The sequence below is a fragment of the Nocardia sp. NPDC087230 genome, assembly GCF_044744725.1.
Classification (GTDB): Bacteria; Actinomycetota; Actinomycetes; order Mycobacteriales; family Mycobacteriaceae; genus Nocardia; species Nocardia canadensis.
The window spans coordinates 1-16269 of the sequence record NZ_JBIUYV010000009.1 but is presented as its reverse complement, the minus strand read 5'-3'; the positions used below and the strand labels follow the sequence as shown (position 1 = coordinate 16269).

Sequence of the window (16269 nt, the reverse complement as noted above, 5' to 3'; positions counted from 1 at the left end):
CTGCCGCGAGGCTCAGGTGATGGCCTCGTTCACCGATGACCGCGAGATGCTGGCCTGGGTGAAGTCCACCGAGAGCTTCTGCGCCTACTATGCAGGCGATTTCGCGGAAGCCGCGGCGCTGGCGGAGCAAGGAATCGCGGTGGCCAAGACAGGCTCTCAGGCGATCCGCTTGTACTCCAACGGATTGGCTCGCGCCCAGGGGAAGCTAGGCGACACCGCCGACGTCGAGCGCTCGATCGAGCAGGCGATGGCGCTGGCTGATCGAATGAACGTCACGCCTGGCCTGACCCCTGCGCTCACCTTCAGTTCGTATGGAAAGGCCCGCCTGCTGGCCAACGCCGCGACGGCATTCCTCTCCGCGGGGCGATTCGACAAAGCACTCGAGTACGGGAGCTTGGTCAATGAATATGTCTCGCAGTCGGATTCAGTATGGAGCCGCGCGCTCGTGACCTTGGATGTGGCGACCGCGCTCACCCTCCAGCGGTTCCCAGAAGTCGAGCAAGCGGTTCATTTCGGGATCGAGGCACTCGACGCTTCTGCGGATCGGCCGATCCGCTCGGTGTGGCAGCGAGCGAACGAACTCGGCGCCCTCCTCGAAGCCCAGTACTCTGAACAGTCACGCGACAACATCGAACGATTGGCACAATGGCGACGAGCCTCGCGGCCGCTCATCGCGCCGGAGAGCGCTCGTTAGCCACCCAGCGGGATGGCGGCGCGCGTGTCCCAGCGATAACAGCGCCCGTCGCGCCGGAGAACCACCAGTTCAACGGTGTCCACCCGAACAGAAACCCGCTCGGGTCTCCGCAGCGCCGCAACCGCGGCGATGACTTCTGCCGCGGCGCGGTCAGTGTTGTTGTACGCAATGCCCAAGTGTGGCCGGAACCGAGACGACGGGTCTGGTGCATCGCGAGTCGTACGTTCCGGCGATAGCTCGTCGGAACATGCCGACAGAATTCGTTGCAGGTCGAGCAGTGGATCCCACGGCGCGACCGAGAATCGAATCGCGCTTCGGGATCCGCTGAGCGGGCCGATGGTCAGGTCGAACGGCTTCACTTCCGAAAGCCGTTCGCGAGCGAGTGAAACCAGCGTGTCGACCTGCTCGCTGGTGACGGCGGTCGTATCGCCAACACTTCTGACCGTGATGTGCAGACCGTCCGATGGCACCGCGTCGATACCCGTGAGGCCGAGACCGTTCTGGCATTCCGCAGCGAACTCGACCAGGTCCGGGTCATCGAAGGTCAGGTACCAGTAGTACCCGGTGCGCCCGGGTGCCCAGTGCTTCACGCTCCAGTGGTCGCGCAGATGTTCGAGCTCGGCAAAGGCCTCCCAGTCGTTCCGGGAGATGGCCTCGGGATCCGACGTCGAGTTGGGCAGATGCCGGGGAAATGGACCCTTGGAAGTCATCCCTGGTCGGCCTACCTCTCGATGTCGAACTCCCTGGCTGGGAGTGTACGGCTCCGCCGGCCGGACACAACTCCACGACGGTGCGCGTCCGGCCGGTGGCTCACATTCGTTGCGGTGCGGCGATTCCCAACTGCCCCAAACCCAGCTCGAGGGTACGAGCCGTCAACTGGCACAGCGCGATTCGATTCGAACGGACCGGCTCCTCAGCGGAGATCACCGGACACGAATCGTAGAAGGTCGTATAGGCGCGAGCCAGCTCGTAGAGGTATCCGGCCAGCCGGTGCGGTTCGAGCGCCTCGGCTACCTCATTCAGCACTGTCCCGTACCCGTCGAGGGCCAGCGCGAGTTCACGCTCGGCCGGTTCCAGCGGGCCGTTCGTATCAACCGCGACCGACGTCGTCGTGCCGGCTTTGCGGAGGATCGAGCACACCCGAGCGTGGGCGTACTGCAGGTAGACGCCGGTGTTGCCGTTGAGCGACGTCATTCGAACAGGGTCGAAGGTGTAGTCCTTGACCCGGGAGGTCGACAGATCCGCGTATTTCACCGCCCCGATGCCCGCCTGCTCGGCGATGGTGTCGAGCTCGGCGGACGCGAGGTCCGGATTCTTCTCGGCGACCACGGCGCGGACGCGTCCGACCGCCTCGTCGAGGAGGTCCATCAGCCGTACCGTGCCGCCCGCACGAGTCTTGAACGGCTTGCCGTCCGGTCCGAGAATCGTTCCGTAGGCGACGTGGTCGACCTGGATCGCGTCGGTCAGCCAGCCGGCGCGACGGGCGGCCTCGAAGATCAGCTGAAAGTGCAGAGCCTGGCGGGAGTCCGTGACGTACAGCAACCGGTCCGCGCGCAGCGAGGCGATGCGGTAGCGGATGGTGGCGAGGTCGGTGCTGTCGTAGCCGTAGCCCCCGTCACGCTTGCGGGCCATCAGCACGGCGGGCTTGTCGTCTGGGCCCTTGACCTGCTCGGACAGAACGACGACGGCGCCGTCGCTGTCGATCGCGACACCATTGTCGACGAGCTCGGTCACCGTATCGGCCAACTGGTCGTTGTAGAACGACTCCCCGACGTAGTCGTCGGGAGTCAGCAGGACGCCGAGGCGGTCGTAGATGGCGCCGAACGCCTTTTCCGATTGCGCGACGATCTCCCGCCACCGGGCGACGGTGTCGCAGTCGCCGGCCTGCAACGCGACCACTCGCGTTCGCGCTCGGTCGGCGAACTCCGCGTCGGCGTCGAACTGCGCGCGGGCAGCCTTGTACAACGTGTCCAACGCCGATACCGAGCTGGTTTCGGCGTCGAGTTCCTCGGTGTGCCAAGGTGATTCGGGGTGCTCGTCGATGTACTGGATGAGCATGCCGAATTGCGTTCCCCAGTCGCCGAGGTGGTTGGCGCGCACCACATCGGCGCCGAGGAACCCGAAGATCCGGGCGAGGCTGTCGCCGATGATGGTTGTCCGGAGGTGTCCGACGTGCATCTCCTTCGCCACGTTCGGGGCCGAGTAGTCGATGACTACCCGGCGTCCGTTCTCCGTGGCCGGGATGCCGAGCCGCTCGTCGGCCAGTCGGGCCGCTACCGATTCCCACACCGCCGAGTCAGCGAGGGTGATGTTCAGGAATCCCGGACCCGACGGCTTGCACGTCGGTGATGACTCCCTCCGCGCTGTCGATGCTCGAAGCGAGCTCACCGCCCAGTTGTGCTGGCGGCGTACCCACCCGCTTGGCCAGCGGTAACGCGGCGTTGGATTGAAAATCGGCGCGGTCGGATCGTCGCACTACCGGGTCCGCGTCCGCCGTTTCCGGACGGACTCGGGCGATCGCCTCCGACACAGCGGTAGCGACACGTCCGAGCAGCGGTACTTCACCGGCAGAGCTCACCTTCGGTTCCTTTCGAGAGAGGGGGATCGTCGGGCGATTGTCGCAGGTTTCTCACGCTGCCTGAACTGGGCCGACCACACCGCGTGGTCGGCGGCACCTGCGGAATCGCGCCCCGCCGACAGCCTCAACCATGTTGCAAGCCGCCAGCGCGGCGAAACCGGATTGGATGGTCGAACACAGGTGGGCGTTCGGTTGGTAGCCGAGAAAGTCCTTGCCCCGAGCACCCGCAGGAGACTGGGTGAGTGCCGCGACCGCCTCCTGGAGACTGACCTCGGGCTTGTCGACCAGCGAGAGGGCGAGGGATGCCACTGCCCGTTCCGCTCGCGACCTGTCGCCTCGATAACGCTGCACGTCCCCGCCTAAGAATACGTGCTGGCTGGTCAGGGCGTTGAGTACCAGCCGCTGCGCGAACTCGGCCGAGTTCAGCCAATCAGGATCGGCAACAACAGGTTCAGGGCTGGGATTCCCTTCTCTCCGTGGGAAACACCGCAATTCGACCGCGCAGCAGACATCCGCGTAGGTCGCGAAGAGCTTCGTCTCGTAGTCGACCTCGGTATCGCTGGTTAGACCGAAGTCCCTGTGGAGCCCGCACACCGCGGCGACCAGTTCGCTCATGGGCTGGAAGCCAGGACGTGACCGGCCGATGATGACGAGGTCGAGATCGGACCTCGATTTCCCGTCGCAGGCCGCCTGCGATCCGTAGACCAGCCCGTACCCGCGCGGCGGAGCGAAGTCCCGACACACGTCGGCGGCCGCGGCGAAGAGTTCCGGCGTCATGATTCGAGTCCGATCGGGAGCGACGCGTACGGGTGGGCGACCGTGTGAAAGTCGATGAGATGAACACCGCTGGGGATCGCGATATCACCGCTCGCCATCTCATAGCGGTCGATGAAGTCGTCGACCTCACGTGCTACCGCGGTGTCCTCGAGGAGTTGAGGGTGGTGCTTGAAATGCACTCCCGAGAACCATTCGCGTGCCGCCTCCCGGTCGGGCGCCAGGGCAACTCCCCCGAGCCTGGTGTGCGAGAGCACTCCTTCACCACGTTCCTCAGCGGCGCGGAGCGCATCGATCAGAATGTGCCGCGTGTAGGCGCGCCCGCCAAGCGGAAAGGGGCGACCTTCTCCCACGCCCGCGTCACCAACTGCTGCTCGGGGCTTTCCGCGTCGAACAGCATCGCGAGAAGATGGCCGCCGGGCGCGATCAACCGCACCAGGTCCCGCACGAAATCGCCGGCTCGGACGGCGGCGTGCGCCTGGTCGTCTCGGAGCCGCACCCCTGCGGGCGACAGCTCCTCGAAGAACTCGCCGATCGGGTAGCTCAACGACCAGAAGGCGGTGACCAGATCGAAGCTGGCCGCCCGGCCCGCGTCGATCAGCTGGGTGACCGCGTCACGGGTGTCCGCACAGATCGTTTCCGAAGCGGGGAACTTGCTCGCGACCGCCGCCACCATCGTCTCGCTGTAGTCGGCCAGAACTGATGCCGCCGCATACGGCGCGATGGCTTCGGTGACTCGACCCGTGCCGCAGCCGAATTCGACCACGTTCAGCTGAGCCTGCGGAACGGCGAAGTGCTCGGTGAGCCAGTCCGCCACCAGGTCGACGTCCTCCGTCCCGCCGTAGAAGTGCCGCAGCAGCAGTTTGTCGTAGGTGCCGACCGTCTCGTAGACAGCGCGGAAGATCTTGTCGGTCATGCTGTTCCCTCCAACTCGGCCGCGAGGTGGTCGAGGTAGACGAGGACCTCCCGCATATGGGCCTCGGTGAGGCCGGGGTTGTTCGCCATGAACCGCAGTGGATGCACGATCGCGCCCTTCCGGAGGCGTCCCAGGTCATCGGGCAAGGTGAACTGATGCAGGTGCCACTTCCCCTCGGCGAGCATTCGCTGGTGGATGGCGATGTTCAGCTCGTTCACAGAGCGAAGTTCGTCGGCCCCCAATTCGCCGGAGCCGATGCCAGACGGCAGATAGGCGAACACCACGGCCGCGAGGTCTGGATCATTGAGCCGTATCAATCGAGGATGCTTATCGACGAGAGCCGCGAAACTGCGCGCCAATTCTTCTCGGCGGTCGGCCATCTCGGCCAAGCCGGATCTCCCACGGCCGAGCATCATCATCCACAACTTCAGCGACATCCAGCCTTTGGTGCCGATGAACGGGGTGACCTGCCCGAAGGCGAAGTCCTCCTGCATGATCAGATCCGAGTACGTCGAGACAGACCGCACGACACCGGGCCGACGCACGAGCAATGCGCTCAGGCCGTAGGGCACAGCCATGATCTTGTGCGGGTCGACGGTGATGCTGTCGAACTCGGCGATGCCGTCGATCTTTCCCCCCATCCTCGGACTGAAAGCGGCCAGCAGGCCCCAGCACGCGTCGGCATGCAACCAGATCCCGCTGTCGACATTCCGGACGACCTCGTGGACTGCGCGCAGGTCCTCGACCGTTTGTGTCCTGCTGTCACCGGCGTACGCGACCACCGCCATCACTCGGCCACGGTGGCGGGCGAGCGTTCGGTCGAGTTCGCGCTTGTCATAGCGGAATCCGTCGGTGTCGACCTCGATGATGTGCGCGCCGCACCCGATCCAGGTCAGCGCGGCTTTCACGCTGTAGTGCCCGATTCCCTTCGGCACTACTACGGCCATCCGGTGTGGTTCGGTCACGCCGGACCGCATCGTTTCCGGAGCCTTGGCCTCCCTGGCGAGCATCATGGCCACCGTGTTGCTGGTGGTGCCGCCCGGAGTCACCATCCCGCCGACGTCCCACACGGTGTGGACGTCAGCGACCGGCGGGTTCGAGTATCCGAGCAGATCACGCAGCCAGCGCAGGACGGCGATCTCGATGAATGTCGCGCTCGGGCTGTCGAACGACTGATTGATCATGTTCTGTTGAGTCAGCACGGCGAGCATCGTGCCCATGAGTGCCAGAGGGTCGTCCCCGGTGTCGCCGAAACCCATGAACCGCGGCGATGCCTCGTTCTTGCACAGCGATAGCACCCGGTTCTCGAAATCGGCGAGCACTTCGTCGCCCGTCATCGGATTGTCGGGGAGCTCGGTCAGCAGCAGATCGCGGATCTCCTCCGGATCGCTACGTCGTGCGAAGATCTCGGACCTGGATTTGAACCGCAGCCCGAGATCGACCACGCGATGCAGGAGTTCATCCCCATCGCGTGGTGGTCTCGCAGAGGTGTTGTGAATCGCCAACTGGTGCATCGTGATTGCCTTCCGTGGGCAAGTTTCCATTGCCCATTACGATCCCGGCTATCGTGACGTTTCAGAAGGCACGCCATCGCTACGCGACCGATACGCAAGCGATCGCCGTCGCGCTTCGGGGGCGGCCTCACCCCCGTCGATGACGCCATCGAGGTCACCCGTGGCCGAGCCCACGCCCCCTAGATCACGCGAACTCGGCGCGCTGCCTGCCCACAGGGGCGGATCACCTGCCACCAACGACGACCTCAGCAACAGATTGGTCGACCACTCACTTGCCCGCCTGCACCCGGCATAATCCAGGATCAGGGTGCCGAGGAGCTACTCTGCCTAGGTGGTTTACGTTGTGACCCTCACTGCGACAGAGCTTTCCCGCATCCGGCCGAGGCTCCGGGCCGAGCAACGCTTCACAAAAGGATTCGCCCATCGTGACGCATCCGACTCGGTGCCGAACCTCGTGCTGATAACGCAGGAAGACACGGACGCATCCCGCAAGCTGGTGTGGCTGGGGGTTGCGGTTCATAGGGGCACTGTCGGAGCGGTCGATTCCAGTCTGACCATCGCGCATCTTCGTGAATGCACCGAGGACATACCGCTCGATGGGGACAAGGGGCTGCTGCGCTTGCTGCCCGAGGAGGCTCGCGAGGCGATCGAACGGTCGTTCCGTCTCGGCGCCGTCGGCTCCTTCGGCCGACCGGCATGGAATGCCGTCGAGACCCGTCTGCGCGAGCAGCACCCGAATCTCACGCCGGTACTCGAATGGCTAGGCGCACTTGCGGAAGCACCCGAACTTTCCAGCGACAATCCAGCGGACCAAGCCTGGCAAGAGCAGCGGGACGCGGTCGGCACGATCGCGCGAATCTTCAAGGTACCTCCTACGACGTTCAGCGCTTGGAAGCGTCCGGCGTCACCGCACGCGCCGTACCTCGCGGGCCTGATCCCTGAGCCCGTCGAGCACAGCCTCATCGAGCACGATGCCAGGGCGGTCACGAGGGACCTCAGTCTGTTCAGCGAATGGGCCGAAAATTCAGATGCACGGTGCGACATCCAGGTCTTCCAGGACGATTCGGGTCGAACCCTCGAGATCGCCAATGTCAACGCGACTCATGTCGAAGCCCGACTGGGTACCGACTTGATCTACTACTACGAACCGACGTCGAGCTTCGTTCTCGTACAGTACAAGCGCCTCGAACCGGTCAAGCGCACGATGTCCGTAAACGCGCAGCTGCTCGATCAGCTGGACCGATTGGAAGCGGTGGCCGACCTCAGTAAGCCAGCATCTCGACCGGATGATTGGCGGCTGGGAGCCGATGCGTGCTTCCTCAAGCTTGCATACTGGCCCGACAGGCACTCCAGCCGTGCGGACCTCATGGCTCCAGGGATGTATCTACCGCTCTCCTACGTCCGATTGCTGCTTCAAGACGAGTGCACACTCAGTGGACGGACACGCGGTGACGGTACGGCTGGGCGGATGCTCGGCTACCCGCAGGTTTCACGCCACCTGATCAATTCCCAGTTCATCGAACTCGTCCAGAATGGCCTGGTCGGAACCAGCGGAGTAACGGTCGAACAGGTACGCGGTCTGGTCAATGAACGCGTTCGAGACGGTCACAGCGTTGTCACCGGCACCGAGCGCAGTCCAGAAACCGCTCGGGTTCGCCAGAAGCGCGTTCATGACCGGGGTTCCACTAGGCGCTCCGTCAAGCAGGTGGGCAGTATCGGAACGACAACCGACGGCCAGAACGAGCTCATGCTCTTCCCGATGCCGCCGGAGACCGGCAACACGTAGACAGTCCCGGAACACGGGGGCAGACGCAGATGGACTTCCCTGACTTTTCCGGAGTTGCGTTGCTAGATTTTCGTGCCACCCCGATGTGAAGGAGTGGTATGGGACGGCGCGGGTATCCGCCGGAGTTCCGGCGCAAGGTTCTGGACCTGGTCGAGGCGGGGCGGCCGGTCGCTGACGTCGCGCGTGATCTCGGGATCAGCGATCAGACGATCTACACCTGGCGGCGCCAGGATCGTATCGACCGCGGCCTGGAGTCGGGGCTGTCCAGCGCCGAGAAATCCGAGCTGACCGCAGCGAAGCGGCGTATCGCACAGCTGGAGGCCGAGCTGGCGGTGCACCGGCGAGCGACCGAGCTATTGAAGGGGGCCGTGCGCCCAAAAGACAGATACGCCGCGATCGCGGTGATGGCTGAGGAAGGGCTTTCCATCCAGATCGCGTGCCGCGTACTGGAAGTCTCCGAATCCGGATTCTACGAATGGCGTTCGCGTCCGCCCTCACAACGGTCGATCCGGCACGCCTGGCTGACCGAGCTCATCCGCGAAGTCCATCAGAGCTCTCGCTGCGCCTACGGCAGCCGGCGAGTTCACGCCGAACTGCGGCTGGGCCGCGGCATCGTCGTCGGGCACGGCGCCGTGGAGATGTTGATGCAACGGGCAGGGCTGGTCGGTGCGATCGGCCGACCGAAGTGGAAGCACGCCAAGCCGGATCAGATCGCCAAGGATCTGGTGAACCGCGACTTCACCGCTGAGGAGCCAAATCGTAAGTGGGTCACCGACATTACCGAGCATCACACCCGCGAGGGCAAGGTCTATTGCGCGGTCGTGCTCGATGTCTATTCCCGTCGCGTGGTGGGCTGGTCGATCGACTCCTCACAGACGGCAGCGTTGGTCACCAATGCGCTGGGCATGGCCATCGACAGCCGCCGCCCGGGCAAGGGCGCGATCATCCATTCCGACCAGGGCGTGCAGTTCGGTTCGTGGGCATTCACCAAGCGCGCCAAGGACTCCGGGCTCGTGCCATCGATGGGAAGTGTCGATGACTGCTACGACAACGCGATTATGGAGTCGTTCTGGTCCCGCATGCAGGTCGAGCTACTGAACCGCCGACGCTGGAACACCCGGATCGAGCTGGCCAACGCGATCTTCGACTACCTCGAGATCTTCCACAACCGGCAGAGGCGTCACAGCAGCCTCGGCATGCTGACCCCGATAGAGTACGAGAACACAACCATTGTGGCATGAAGTCCAGCAACGTGACTCCGTGAAACCAGGGGACGACCATGAGCCGTCGATAGGTGGTGCACGGAGTGCGGAACGGGTTTCGGTCGAGAATGTCGTCGAACCCCAGCCGATAACGCGGCGGTTGGGAAGCCTGCCTGCGGCGCTGATTTCGGTGCCGTCGAGTGTGGAGCTCACCACCGCGAAGACAACGATGGTGCGGCACAAGTATTCACAACTGGCCGTCATCGACGGGCATGACGGTACGTGTCACGGGGCGGTGACCTGGGAGTCCATCGGGCGCGCGCATATCGCGACGGATCATCCGACGCTGGCCGATGCGACGGTGCCGGCGATGGTGGTGGATCACGATGCTCCGCTGCTCGATCAGATCGAGCAGATCTACGACCACGGGTTCATCTTTTATGCGGGATCCGGATCGGGTGCGGGTGAGCGGGATTCTCACCACGGCCGACCTGACGCGCCAATTCGGCACGCTGGCAAAGCCGTTCGTGCTCATCGAGGAGGCTGAGAACCGGCAGCGGCGGGCGGCGCGGGATCGTCTCGACGCCGAGGACTACAAGGCGGCGGCGCCGAAGAATCGGCGGGCGTATGTCAGCGAGCCGGAGCATCTGACATTCGGTGGGTACGTGCATCTGCTCCAGAGTCCGACCAGCTGGCGCAAGCTGGGGTGGCGGCTAGATCAGCGTCAGGTGATCGAACTGGTCGAGCAGGTGCGGGTGGTGCGCAATGAATTGATGCATTTCGCAACCGATCCACTGTCGGCCGGGCAAGAAGCCGCGGTGCGCGGGCTGCTGCAGGTTCTGCGGACTGCGGAACCGAATCCGTGATCGGTGTTCGCGCCGGTGACGTCACCAGAAGATATCCGGGCTTATGCAAGATCGTATTTCGCCGTTCATGACCGCATGTTCGCGCCATGATCCGCGAGAAATCCGGCGACCTCCTCGCCGCCGATTCCGAAGCAATGGTCAACGCAGTCAACACTGTCGGCGTGATGGGCAAGGGGATAGCGCTGCAGTTCAAGCAGACCTATCCAGACATGTTCCGGGAGTATGCACAAGCCGCGCGGGGCCGGCGACCTCCAGACCGGCCACATGTTCGTGTGGCAGACCGGCGCGACGACCGGGCCGCGGCTCGTGATCAACTTCTCGACGAAACGGCACTGGCGCTCGGCCAGTCGCTTCATAGAGCGTACGACATACGAGTGTACGACTGGTGTAGCATTTCGGTGCGCTCGAGTGTTCACATAAAGAGGGCTGAATTTGTTTCGAGGCTGCCCGCACGGCGAATCGCCCAAACATCGCCGGATTCCACGAAGTATACGATCAAGTCGTCGGACGTCACCGCAAGTAGTTTCGTCGCGATGAACAACATGTCGGCGACTTGAGCATCGAGTCTTTCGGTCTTATCCAATCTTAAGAAGATTGATACCGTCGGCTTGAATCCAAATTCCTCCTCTATGGCGTCTCCCCACGCTGGAGATCGGGCGTTGCTTACGTGAATATACAAACCACGTCGAACCGAAACACCATTGATGAGGCTGGTCGCAATTGCCCGACCAGAAATATCGCCCGCGAGGCATACCGACTTCACCAATGTGACAATTTTGACACGCTTCGATCTATCGCGACCGCTACCATGTAATTGAGTGCCATTCAGGACATTCCCATCAACTGGGAGCGGCCCCACCGGCAAGTGACTCTCACTTCTCTAGCGCCACCCGTATCTCTAGTGCGTGTTGGAGAAACGCCAGCAACGACTTTGCAAGCATCCTGACCTCCGGGTAACCTTCTTGATACGTAAATACCGCAGCGGAGTCAGGTTCGAAAAAATATACCTTGTAACCTTGGTGATGGCCAAAAAAGAATCGATTTTCGAGAGACAGCGACTCGCCGTCCCCGCTGGCGACATCGATCGCTGCCTCTCGGGCTTCCAGCGATCGAGGATAGAAGATGTCGGTGCCTTCGAACAGTTCTCCGGCTCTCCTGCCCATTACCTGCAAGAATGCAAGATACTCGCCTGGTAGGCGAAAGGAACCGGCGCTGGAGGATACGTCTTCCATTTCGCTGGCCGAGCATCCCACGATCGCTTCTTCTGACGCGACCCCAGAAGCCAACAATTGTTGACGCAAGTGCTTCATGTCTTCGACATTCCTGTCATTACTCACTGGTTACGTTCACCTTCACTCCGGGGAATTGTTCTTCGAACTGTTTTATTACACTTAAGCAGGCCGGGCATGGTTTTCGTTCAGAATATAGTTCGATAGTACCCTTCGAATCGGGACCGAGTTGCTGAGCGAGAGTCTCCAGGAGCTTGTACTCGGAATCGGTTGGTCGTCGGACATTACCATCCTCGGACACGGGTGTGAACCTCGTGTTGTCAGGAACGCCTACTGTCCCGGCGGGGGAGTTCTTTCCGCTCACCGCGTCTAGTGAAACACTCTGTCCGTCGACCTCACCGCGCATCACTGCGACATTGCGGGTAGCCGCTATGGTTTGACCGCTCGCAGCAAGCCGGTCACGTACCTCCTGAGCTTCCTGCTTGCCGTTGAATTCTGGGTCTGTTCCGGGCTGGCCAGGTCCTGGCGGGTCCACCGTGGTGAGAGTTATCGGCAACTCGACGATGGCCAGAAGGTCGCCGTTTGTCGGCGTGGCGGTGGTGAAACTGAGGGTGCTGAGAGTGGCGAGGAATGTGTTGGCGGGCCCGGCTATGGCCCAAGCCGCGTCGTTCAGGAAGTCGATATCTATGTCGACTTTGTTGTCATTGGGCGACTGCGACTGCTGCTTGCTCGGCGCCTTTTCCTTCGCTGGCTGCTCTTTGACATTTACCATCGAACGCCCGATCGATATGGCGGTGACCACAACCACCGCCGCGAACTGAGTACTAATATCGGCGCGCATTTTCGTCAAGGCTACGTTGTGGGCTTCGACTGCGTTGGCGATGTCGTGGGCAGTGGTACGGATTTCGCGGAGTTTTTCAGCGAGCTTGCGAAGGTTAGCTGTGTGGTTCGGAATATCGTCCGGGACTTTAGGTCCGAAGCCTTGTTCCAGCCCAGAGGCGACGGTTAGTAGCCGAGCCACGCCGTATTCGAGAGGGTCTGAATTGGCGAAGGTCTTCCACATAGTTGCGGCGCGTGCGAGTTTGTCGGTATCTCCATCGGGGACTTGGCCGCCGGTGACAAATGTGGTGACCTTGTCCTGCAGTTCGGTCCAGTCTGTCTGAAGTCCGTTGGTATAGGCTCTGGACGACGCGATACCGACTACTGCGCCCGCGCCGTAGGGCAGCTCAGACGGGATGCCGGTAGGCAACGATGGCGGGTCGCCTTTGTTGGTATTGCGGTTAGCTGTATATTCCGCGGACTTCCAGTTGTAACTGGACGCAGTCAGTATGTCCCCGTAATGTTGCAGGGCTCGCGCGAAGTTGGTCGCCACCATTGTCAATGCGGCGGCACGGTCGTCGTAGGCTTTCGACCACGACTTGACTGCTTCGTAGCCGCCGGCCATCGCGTTTGTTTCTAAGAGTACGGTTTGCGGCGTTTCGTAGACGGTTTGAAATTTCTTAGACAAGTCGTAGCATGTCGTGGCCGCGCTTTCATAGGATTGCGGCGAGACTGCGGCCATAGAAGTCAGCCACCGCTCATTCTCAAGTTGGCTTGCTGTGCCGCACTGTAGGCGTCGCGGGCGGTGACGGCGGAATTGTACATCTGGGTGAGTCCTTCAACTACCGTGGCAGCCCCGGTAGCCCATTCTCGGTAGGCTTCCTCTTGGGCGTCGGCAGCGGCCCCCTGCCAGTTTTGCTGGATGGAGGCGATTCGGTTGTTGATGCCGTCGAGGCTTTCGGCGAGGAAGCCGATGAATCCGTTGGCGCGGCTGATGAGCTGATCCAACTCATCGATGTCGAAGGTGAAATCGCGAGAGTCGTCGGCCATCACATGTTCAGTTGTGGTAGGTCGAGCGAACTCAAAGTTTCGGAGTTCGAGACGTCCTGGCCGGCAAAGGCTTTGCTTGCGATGCCCAGTAGTTCGCCCATCGTCGTGAGGGCGTTCAGTACGTCTGCGGCACCCTTCTTGGTTTCAGTCCAGCCGTCCCCGAATGCCTCTGCTGCCGCACCGCTCCAATTGTCCAGGACAGTCGATATCTCGCGGTCAAGCGTGCCGAGTCCGTTGATCAGGGACTCCGCGACCTGCTGGATATAGACACCGGCATCGGTCACCTCGCCCGGTACCATCGCGAAAACTGTCCCAGGCGTATCGTTTTCACCCGCCACGCGTCCCCCGTTCTCAGGCCATCGGAACCAGCCTAGTCACGGCGGCGTGGGGCTGCAACCGACGAGGTTTCAACCAAAGGAATCGAGCCCATCCCGCATCTCGGGTGTCACCAGTGGGTCATCGAACGCACCATCGCCTGGCTTGGTGGCTATCACCGGCTCTCGATTCGCTACGACCGCAGGGACACTCACTACCTGCGGATTCCTTACGCTGGCTGCGATGCTGACCAGCTACATGAAGCTCGCCAATGCCCGCACCACCACATGAGACACGCTGTTACGGCACCCCTCACGTTTATGTTTCTCGCGAACCGGCGTCACCAGCTTCAGAAGGTCTAGCAATTCCCTCGCATCCGCCAGCTTTTGCGGCTCATTCTCGGGTGCGTCGATGTTCCAGTGTGCAATTTCGTTCTGCGGACGGCGCGTTGTTTCAGGACAGTTTCAGCGGAGCTTTCGCCGCTGTCTAAGCGTTGTCCCGTAAGTCTGGGAGAGCCGCGTCGGGCTCAGTACCCCGTGTCCGCGTTAGTGCGCGTGGGCCAGGTTGGCCAGGGTCGCCACACCCGACATCGCGACCGCGACGCCGTCGCCGCGTAGACGGCAGTCACGCAGGATCTTCCAGGTCTTCATCCGGGCGAAGGCGTGCTCGACACGGGCACGGACCCGGCGGTGGGACTTGTTGTGGGTTTGTTTCCACTCCGGTAGCTCGACGCCCGAGGTCCGGCGGTGCGGGATGATCAAGCCCGTGCCCTGGTAGCCGCCGTCGGCGATCACCACCGCGTTGTGGCAAGCGTGGGCGGCACCGGATTCGGTCCAGGCGCGGCAGTCGTTACGGTTGCCCGGCAACGGTCGCCCAAGCGCGACGACGAGTTCGGTATCGGCGTCGATCACGACCTGGTGGTTGGTCGAGTACCGGTAGTTCTTACTCTGCGCTGCCACCTTGTGGTCACGGGTCGGTACCAGCGTGCCGTCCACGATCAACACCGCACCACGCGGGAACCGGGCTCTGGGCCGTAGCGCCAACGCCGGGCCGAGGTCCTCGATCACCCGCGACTCCGCCGATTTCGACACCCCGAACACCGCGGCGAGCTGACGCATCGTCAGGTTGGTGCGCCAGTAGGTCGCTACCAGCAGCACACGATCCTCGAAACACAGTCCCCACGGACGACCACGCAACGGCCGATCGGCGCCCTCGCGCCGCAACCGGGAGACCAGACGGGCGAACGTGCGCGGCCGCAGCCCGGAGAACAACTCCACCATCACCGGATCAACCGCCGAGATCACCACCGTGACACGGTACCCGTTGCCGCTCAACAACTTACGGGACAGCCCTTAGCACGTCGCCTCACAGTGCCTCGAAATAGTCTTCGTCGAGTTCCACGACAGAGAAGACCGCGCGCTGCTGAACGCCGACGCCGTACCTGATCATCAAATCGGCCAACCGCCGCCCGTCGATCAGAATCACGCGGATAGGGACGTTCTTCGCATACTCCCGTGCGTGTGTTGTGAAGCTGCTGGTCGTGATGAGCACACCGCGAGTCGCACCGACACCGTGCAGCGCGCCGACGAACGACTGCACCGTCTCTCGGCCTACGGAGTTTCCCGGGCCGTATCGTTTGGCCTGCACATAGATCTGGTCAAGGCCGAGCGCATCCTGGTCGATCACTCCATCCACGCCGCCGTCACCAGAGCCGCCGATCCGCTGCGCACGCTGCTCTGTGCCGCCGTATCCCATCGCGACCAGCACATCGAGCACGGTCTGCTCGAATGCAGAAGGATCCTGACCGCGCAGCTTTCGCAACAGTTCGGAGGCGACATCCGCGTGCAGACTGGCGACGCCGGATTCGATCTGTTCGAAAGGCGATGCGGCGGGCAGCAGGTCAGTGGATGCGACTTCGGCGACAGCGCTCGCGGCAGGAACATACGCTTGATACGCAGGAAGAGCCTTCAACGTCTTGTCATCCAGTCCGTGTGGATACTTCACAACAACGTCGTGACCGGCCTGCGTGATCTGGAAGGTGGCGCGAGCCGGCTTGCTGACCAAGTCGGCACGAACCAGTCCGCTCAGAGCCCAACCGATGCGGTTGTCCGCACGGAGCTGTCCCGACGGCAGAACCTCGGATCGTTGGTCGGCTGTGAGACCGAGGTAATTGCAGACGGCATCCACCAAATCCCTCCTGCGCCAGACCTGATCGTCCTTCAGCACTGCCAGAATCGGAGTCAGCATTCCGTGCCACACCGGCATAGCCGAAACAGGTTGGTTCACTGCTGTACCTCACGTCCTGACGCTTCGACCACGAATGCGTTGCCTGATCCCGCTATGGGACATCAACCCCGTCAGGCTACCCGGCTCTGCGGCATGTCCGCGAGATCTGTTGTCGCGGAACGCAAAAAGGCCCTCCAACCGAAGTTGGAGGGCCTTTCGCAATGATGTTCCGGCGGTGTCCTACTCTCCCACACCCTGTCGAGTGCAGTACCATCGGCGCAGGTGGCCTTAGCTTCCGGG

General features: G+C 62.5%; 19 protein-coding genes and 1 pseudogene. 6 read left to right on the top strand and 14 right to left on the bottom strand.

Annotation, left to right across the window (positions count from 1 at the left end):
• The first annotated feature begins 19 nt into the window (after positions 1 to 19).
• The gene (locus ACIO52_RS25670; RefSeq protein ID WP_402647383.1) at positions 20 to 694 is read left to right on the top strand and encodes a hypothetical protein; all 675 of its coding nucleotides are present in this window, start codon (positions 20 to 22) and stop codon (positions 692 to 694) included.
• Here ACIO52_RS25670 and ACIO52_RS25665 read toward each other — a convergent pair.
• The 7 genes from ACIO52_RS25665 to ACIO52_RS25635 all read right to left on the bottom strand — a co-directional run bounded on the left by ACIO52_RS25665 (position 691) and on the right by ACIO52_RS25635 (position 6476).
• Entirely contained in the window at positions 691 to 1404 is a 714-nt protein-coding gene (locus ACIO52_RS25665; protein WP_402647380.1) for a 2'-5' RNA ligase family protein, read from the bottom strand. The genes ACIO52_RS25670 and ACIO52_RS25665 overlap by 4 nt on opposite strands.
• A 100-nt stretch (positions 1405 to 1504) precedes the next feature.
• Positions 1505 to 2983: an arginine--tRNA ligase gene (argS, locus tag ACIO52_RS25660; RefSeq protein ID WP_402647377.1), complete on the bottom strand. Its 1479-nt coding sequence runs from the start codon at positions 2981 to 2983 to the stop codon at positions 1505 to 1507.
• 7 nt (positions 2984 to 2990) lie between these two features.
• Positions 2991 to 3272, bottom strand: a complete 282-nt coding sequence (locus ACIO52_RS25655; protein ID WP_402647374.1) for a hypothetical protein — start codon at positions 3270 to 3272, stop codon at positions 2991 to 2993.
• A gap of 51 nt (positions 3273 to 3323) precedes the next feature.
• Complete coding sequence (locus ACIO52_RS25650; protein WP_402647371.1) at positions 3324 to 4049, bottom strand: hypothetical protein; 726 nt, start codon at positions 4047 to 4049, stop codon at positions 3324 to 3326.
• On the bottom strand, positions 4046 to 4303 hold the full coding sequence (locus tag ACIO52_RS25645) for a hypothetical protein (protein ID WP_402647368.1): 258 nt from the start codon (positions 4301 to 4303) through the stop codon (positions 4046 to 4048). The genes ACIO52_RS25650 and ACIO52_RS25645 overlap by 4 nt, the downstream gene beginning before the upstream one ends.
• Positions 4304 to 4341: 38 nt before the next feature.
• Positions 4342 to 4962, bottom strand: coding sequence for a class I SAM-dependent methyltransferase (locus ACIO52_RS25640; protein WP_402647365.1), 621 nt, complete (start codon positions 4960 to 4962; stop codon positions 4342 to 4344).
• Entirely contained in the window at positions 4959 to 6476 is a 1518-nt protein-coding gene (locus ACIO52_RS25635; RefSeq protein ID WP_402647362.1) for a pyridoxal phosphate-dependent decarboxylase family protein, read from the bottom strand. The genes ACIO52_RS25640 and ACIO52_RS25635 overlap by 4 nt, the downstream gene beginning before the upstream one ends.
• A 331-nt stretch (positions 6477 to 6807) precedes the next feature.
• On the opposite strand from ACIO52_RS25635, the gene ACIO52_RS25630 reads away from it, so the two are divergent.
• From ACIO52_RS25630 to ACIO52_RS25610, 5 genes and pseudogenes are all read left to right on the top strand, one after another.
• Complete coding sequence (locus ACIO52_RS25630) at positions 6808 to 8262, top strand: hypothetical protein (RefSeq protein WP_402647359.1); 1455 nt, start codon at positions 6808 to 6810, stop codon at positions 8260 to 8262.
• Positions 8263 to 8360: 98 nt separating this feature from the next.
• Positions 8361 to 9503 carry an IS3 family transposase gene (locus ACIO52_RS25625; RefSeq protein ID WP_402647356.1) on the top strand — a complete coding sequence of 381 codons (1143 nt, stop codon included), beginning with the start codon at positions 8361 to 8363 and terminating at the stop codon, positions 9501 to 9503.
• Positions 9504 to 9624: 121 nt separating this feature from the next.
• Positions 9625 to 10011 (top strand): CBS domain-containing protein, encoded by a 387-nt coding sequence (locus ACIO52_RS25620; RefSeq protein WP_402647353.1) that lies wholly within the window; start codon positions 9625 to 9627, stop codon positions 10009 to 10011.
• Entirely contained in the window at positions 9992 to 10330 is a 339-nt protein-coding gene (locus ACIO52_RS25615) for a hypothetical protein (RefSeq protein ID WP_402647350.1), read from the top strand. Before ACIO52_RS25620 ends, ACIO52_RS25615 begins: the two co-directional genes overlap by 20 nt.
• A gap of 86 nt (positions 10331 to 10416) precedes the next feature.
• Positions 10417 to 10521, top strand: a pseudogene (locus ACIO52_RS25610) (hypothetical protein); the annotation flags it as partial.
• Positions 10522 to 10742: 221 nt separating this feature from the next.
• Here ACIO52_RS25610 and ACIO52_RS25605 read toward each other — a convergent pair.
• The 7 genes from ACIO52_RS25605 to ACIO52_RS25575 form a co-directional block, all read right to left on the bottom strand.
• Complete coding sequence (locus ACIO52_RS25605; RefSeq protein ID WP_402647690.1) at positions 10743 to 11093, bottom strand: SitI3 family protein; 351 nt, start codon at positions 11091 to 11093, stop codon at positions 10743 to 10745.
• 109 nt (positions 11094 to 11202) lie between these two features.
• Entirely contained in the window at positions 11203 to 11667 is a 465-nt protein-coding gene (locus ACIO52_RS25600; RefSeq protein WP_402647347.1) for a hypothetical protein, read from the bottom strand.
• On the bottom strand, positions 11660 to 13120 hold the full coding sequence (locus ACIO52_RS25595) for a deaminase domain-containing protein (RefSeq protein WP_402647344.1): 1461 nt from the start codon (positions 13118 to 13120) through the stop codon (positions 11660 to 11662). Before ACIO52_RS25595 ends, ACIO52_RS25600 begins: the two co-directional genes overlap by 8 nt.
• A 5-nt stretch (positions 13121 to 13125) precedes the next feature.
• Positions 13126 to 13428 carry a WXG100 family type VII secretion target gene (locus ACIO52_RS25590; RefSeq protein ID WP_402647341.1) on the bottom strand — a complete coding sequence of 101 codons (303 nt, stop codon included), beginning with the start codon at positions 13426 to 13428 and terminating at the stop codon, positions 13126 to 13128.
• Positions 13428 to 13727 (bottom strand): WXG100 family type VII secretion target, encoded by a 300-nt coding sequence (locus ACIO52_RS25585; protein WP_402647338.1) that lies wholly within the window; start codon positions 13725 to 13727, stop codon positions 13428 to 13430. Before ACIO52_RS25585 ends, ACIO52_RS25590 begins: the two co-directional genes overlap by 1 nt.
• A gap of 561 nt (positions 13728 to 14288) precedes the next feature.
• Positions 14289 to 15023 (bottom strand): transposase, encoded by a 735-nt coding sequence (locus ACIO52_RS25580; RefSeq protein WP_402647687.1) that lies wholly within the window; start codon positions 15021 to 15023, stop codon positions 14289 to 14291.
• An 85-nt stretch (positions 15024 to 15108) separates the two neighbouring features.
• Entirely contained in the window at positions 15109 to 16029 is a 921-nt protein-coding gene (locus tag ACIO52_RS25575) for a restriction endonuclease (RefSeq protein WP_402647335.1), read from the bottom strand.
• Positions 16030 to 16269: the final 240 nt, after the last annotated feature.

Bases quoted from the DNA above. Each gene is read 5' to 3' on its own strand.
- ACIO52_RS25640 (WP_402647365.1), bottom strand. From the start codon at position 4,962: ATGACCGACAAGATCTTCCGCGCTGTCTACGAGACGGTCGGCACCTAC.
- ACIO52_RS25585 (WP_402647338.1), bottom strand. From the start codon at position 13,727: ATGGTACCGGGCGAGGTGACCGATGCCGGTGTCTATATCCAGCAGGTC.
- ACIO52_RS25635 (WP_402647362.1), bottom strand. From the start codon at position 6,476: ATGCACCAGTTGGCGATTCACAACACCTCTGCGAGACCACCACGCGAT.
- ACIO52_RS25670 (WP_402647383.1), top strand. From the start codon at position 20: ATGGCCTCGTTCACCGATGACCGCGAGATGCTGGCCTGGGTGAAGTCC.
- ACIO52_RS25665 (WP_402647380.1), bottom strand. From the start codon at position 1,404: ATGACTTCCAAGGGTCCATTTCCCCGGCATCTGCCCAACTCGACGTCG.
- ACIO52_RS25650 (WP_402647371.1), bottom strand. From the start codon at position 4,049: ATGACGCCGGAACTCTTCGCCGCGGCCGCCGACGTGTGTCGGGACTTC.
- ACIO52_RS25595 (WP_402647344.1), bottom strand. From the start codon at position 13,120: ATGGCCGCAGTCTCGCCGCAATCCTATGAAAGCGCGGCCACGACATGC.
- ACIO52_RS25590 (WP_402647341.1), bottom strand. From the start codon at position 13,428: ATGGCCGACGACTCTCGCGATTTCACCTTCGACATCGATGAGTTGGAT.
- ACIO52_RS25625 (WP_402647356.1), top strand. From the start codon at position 8,361: ATGGGACGGCGCGGGTATCCGCCGGAGTTCCGGCGCAAGGTTCTGGAC.
- ACIO52_RS25580 (WP_402647687.1), bottom strand. From the start codon at position 15,023: ATGGTGGAGTTGTTCTCCGGGCTGCGGCCGCGCACGTTCGCCCGTCTG.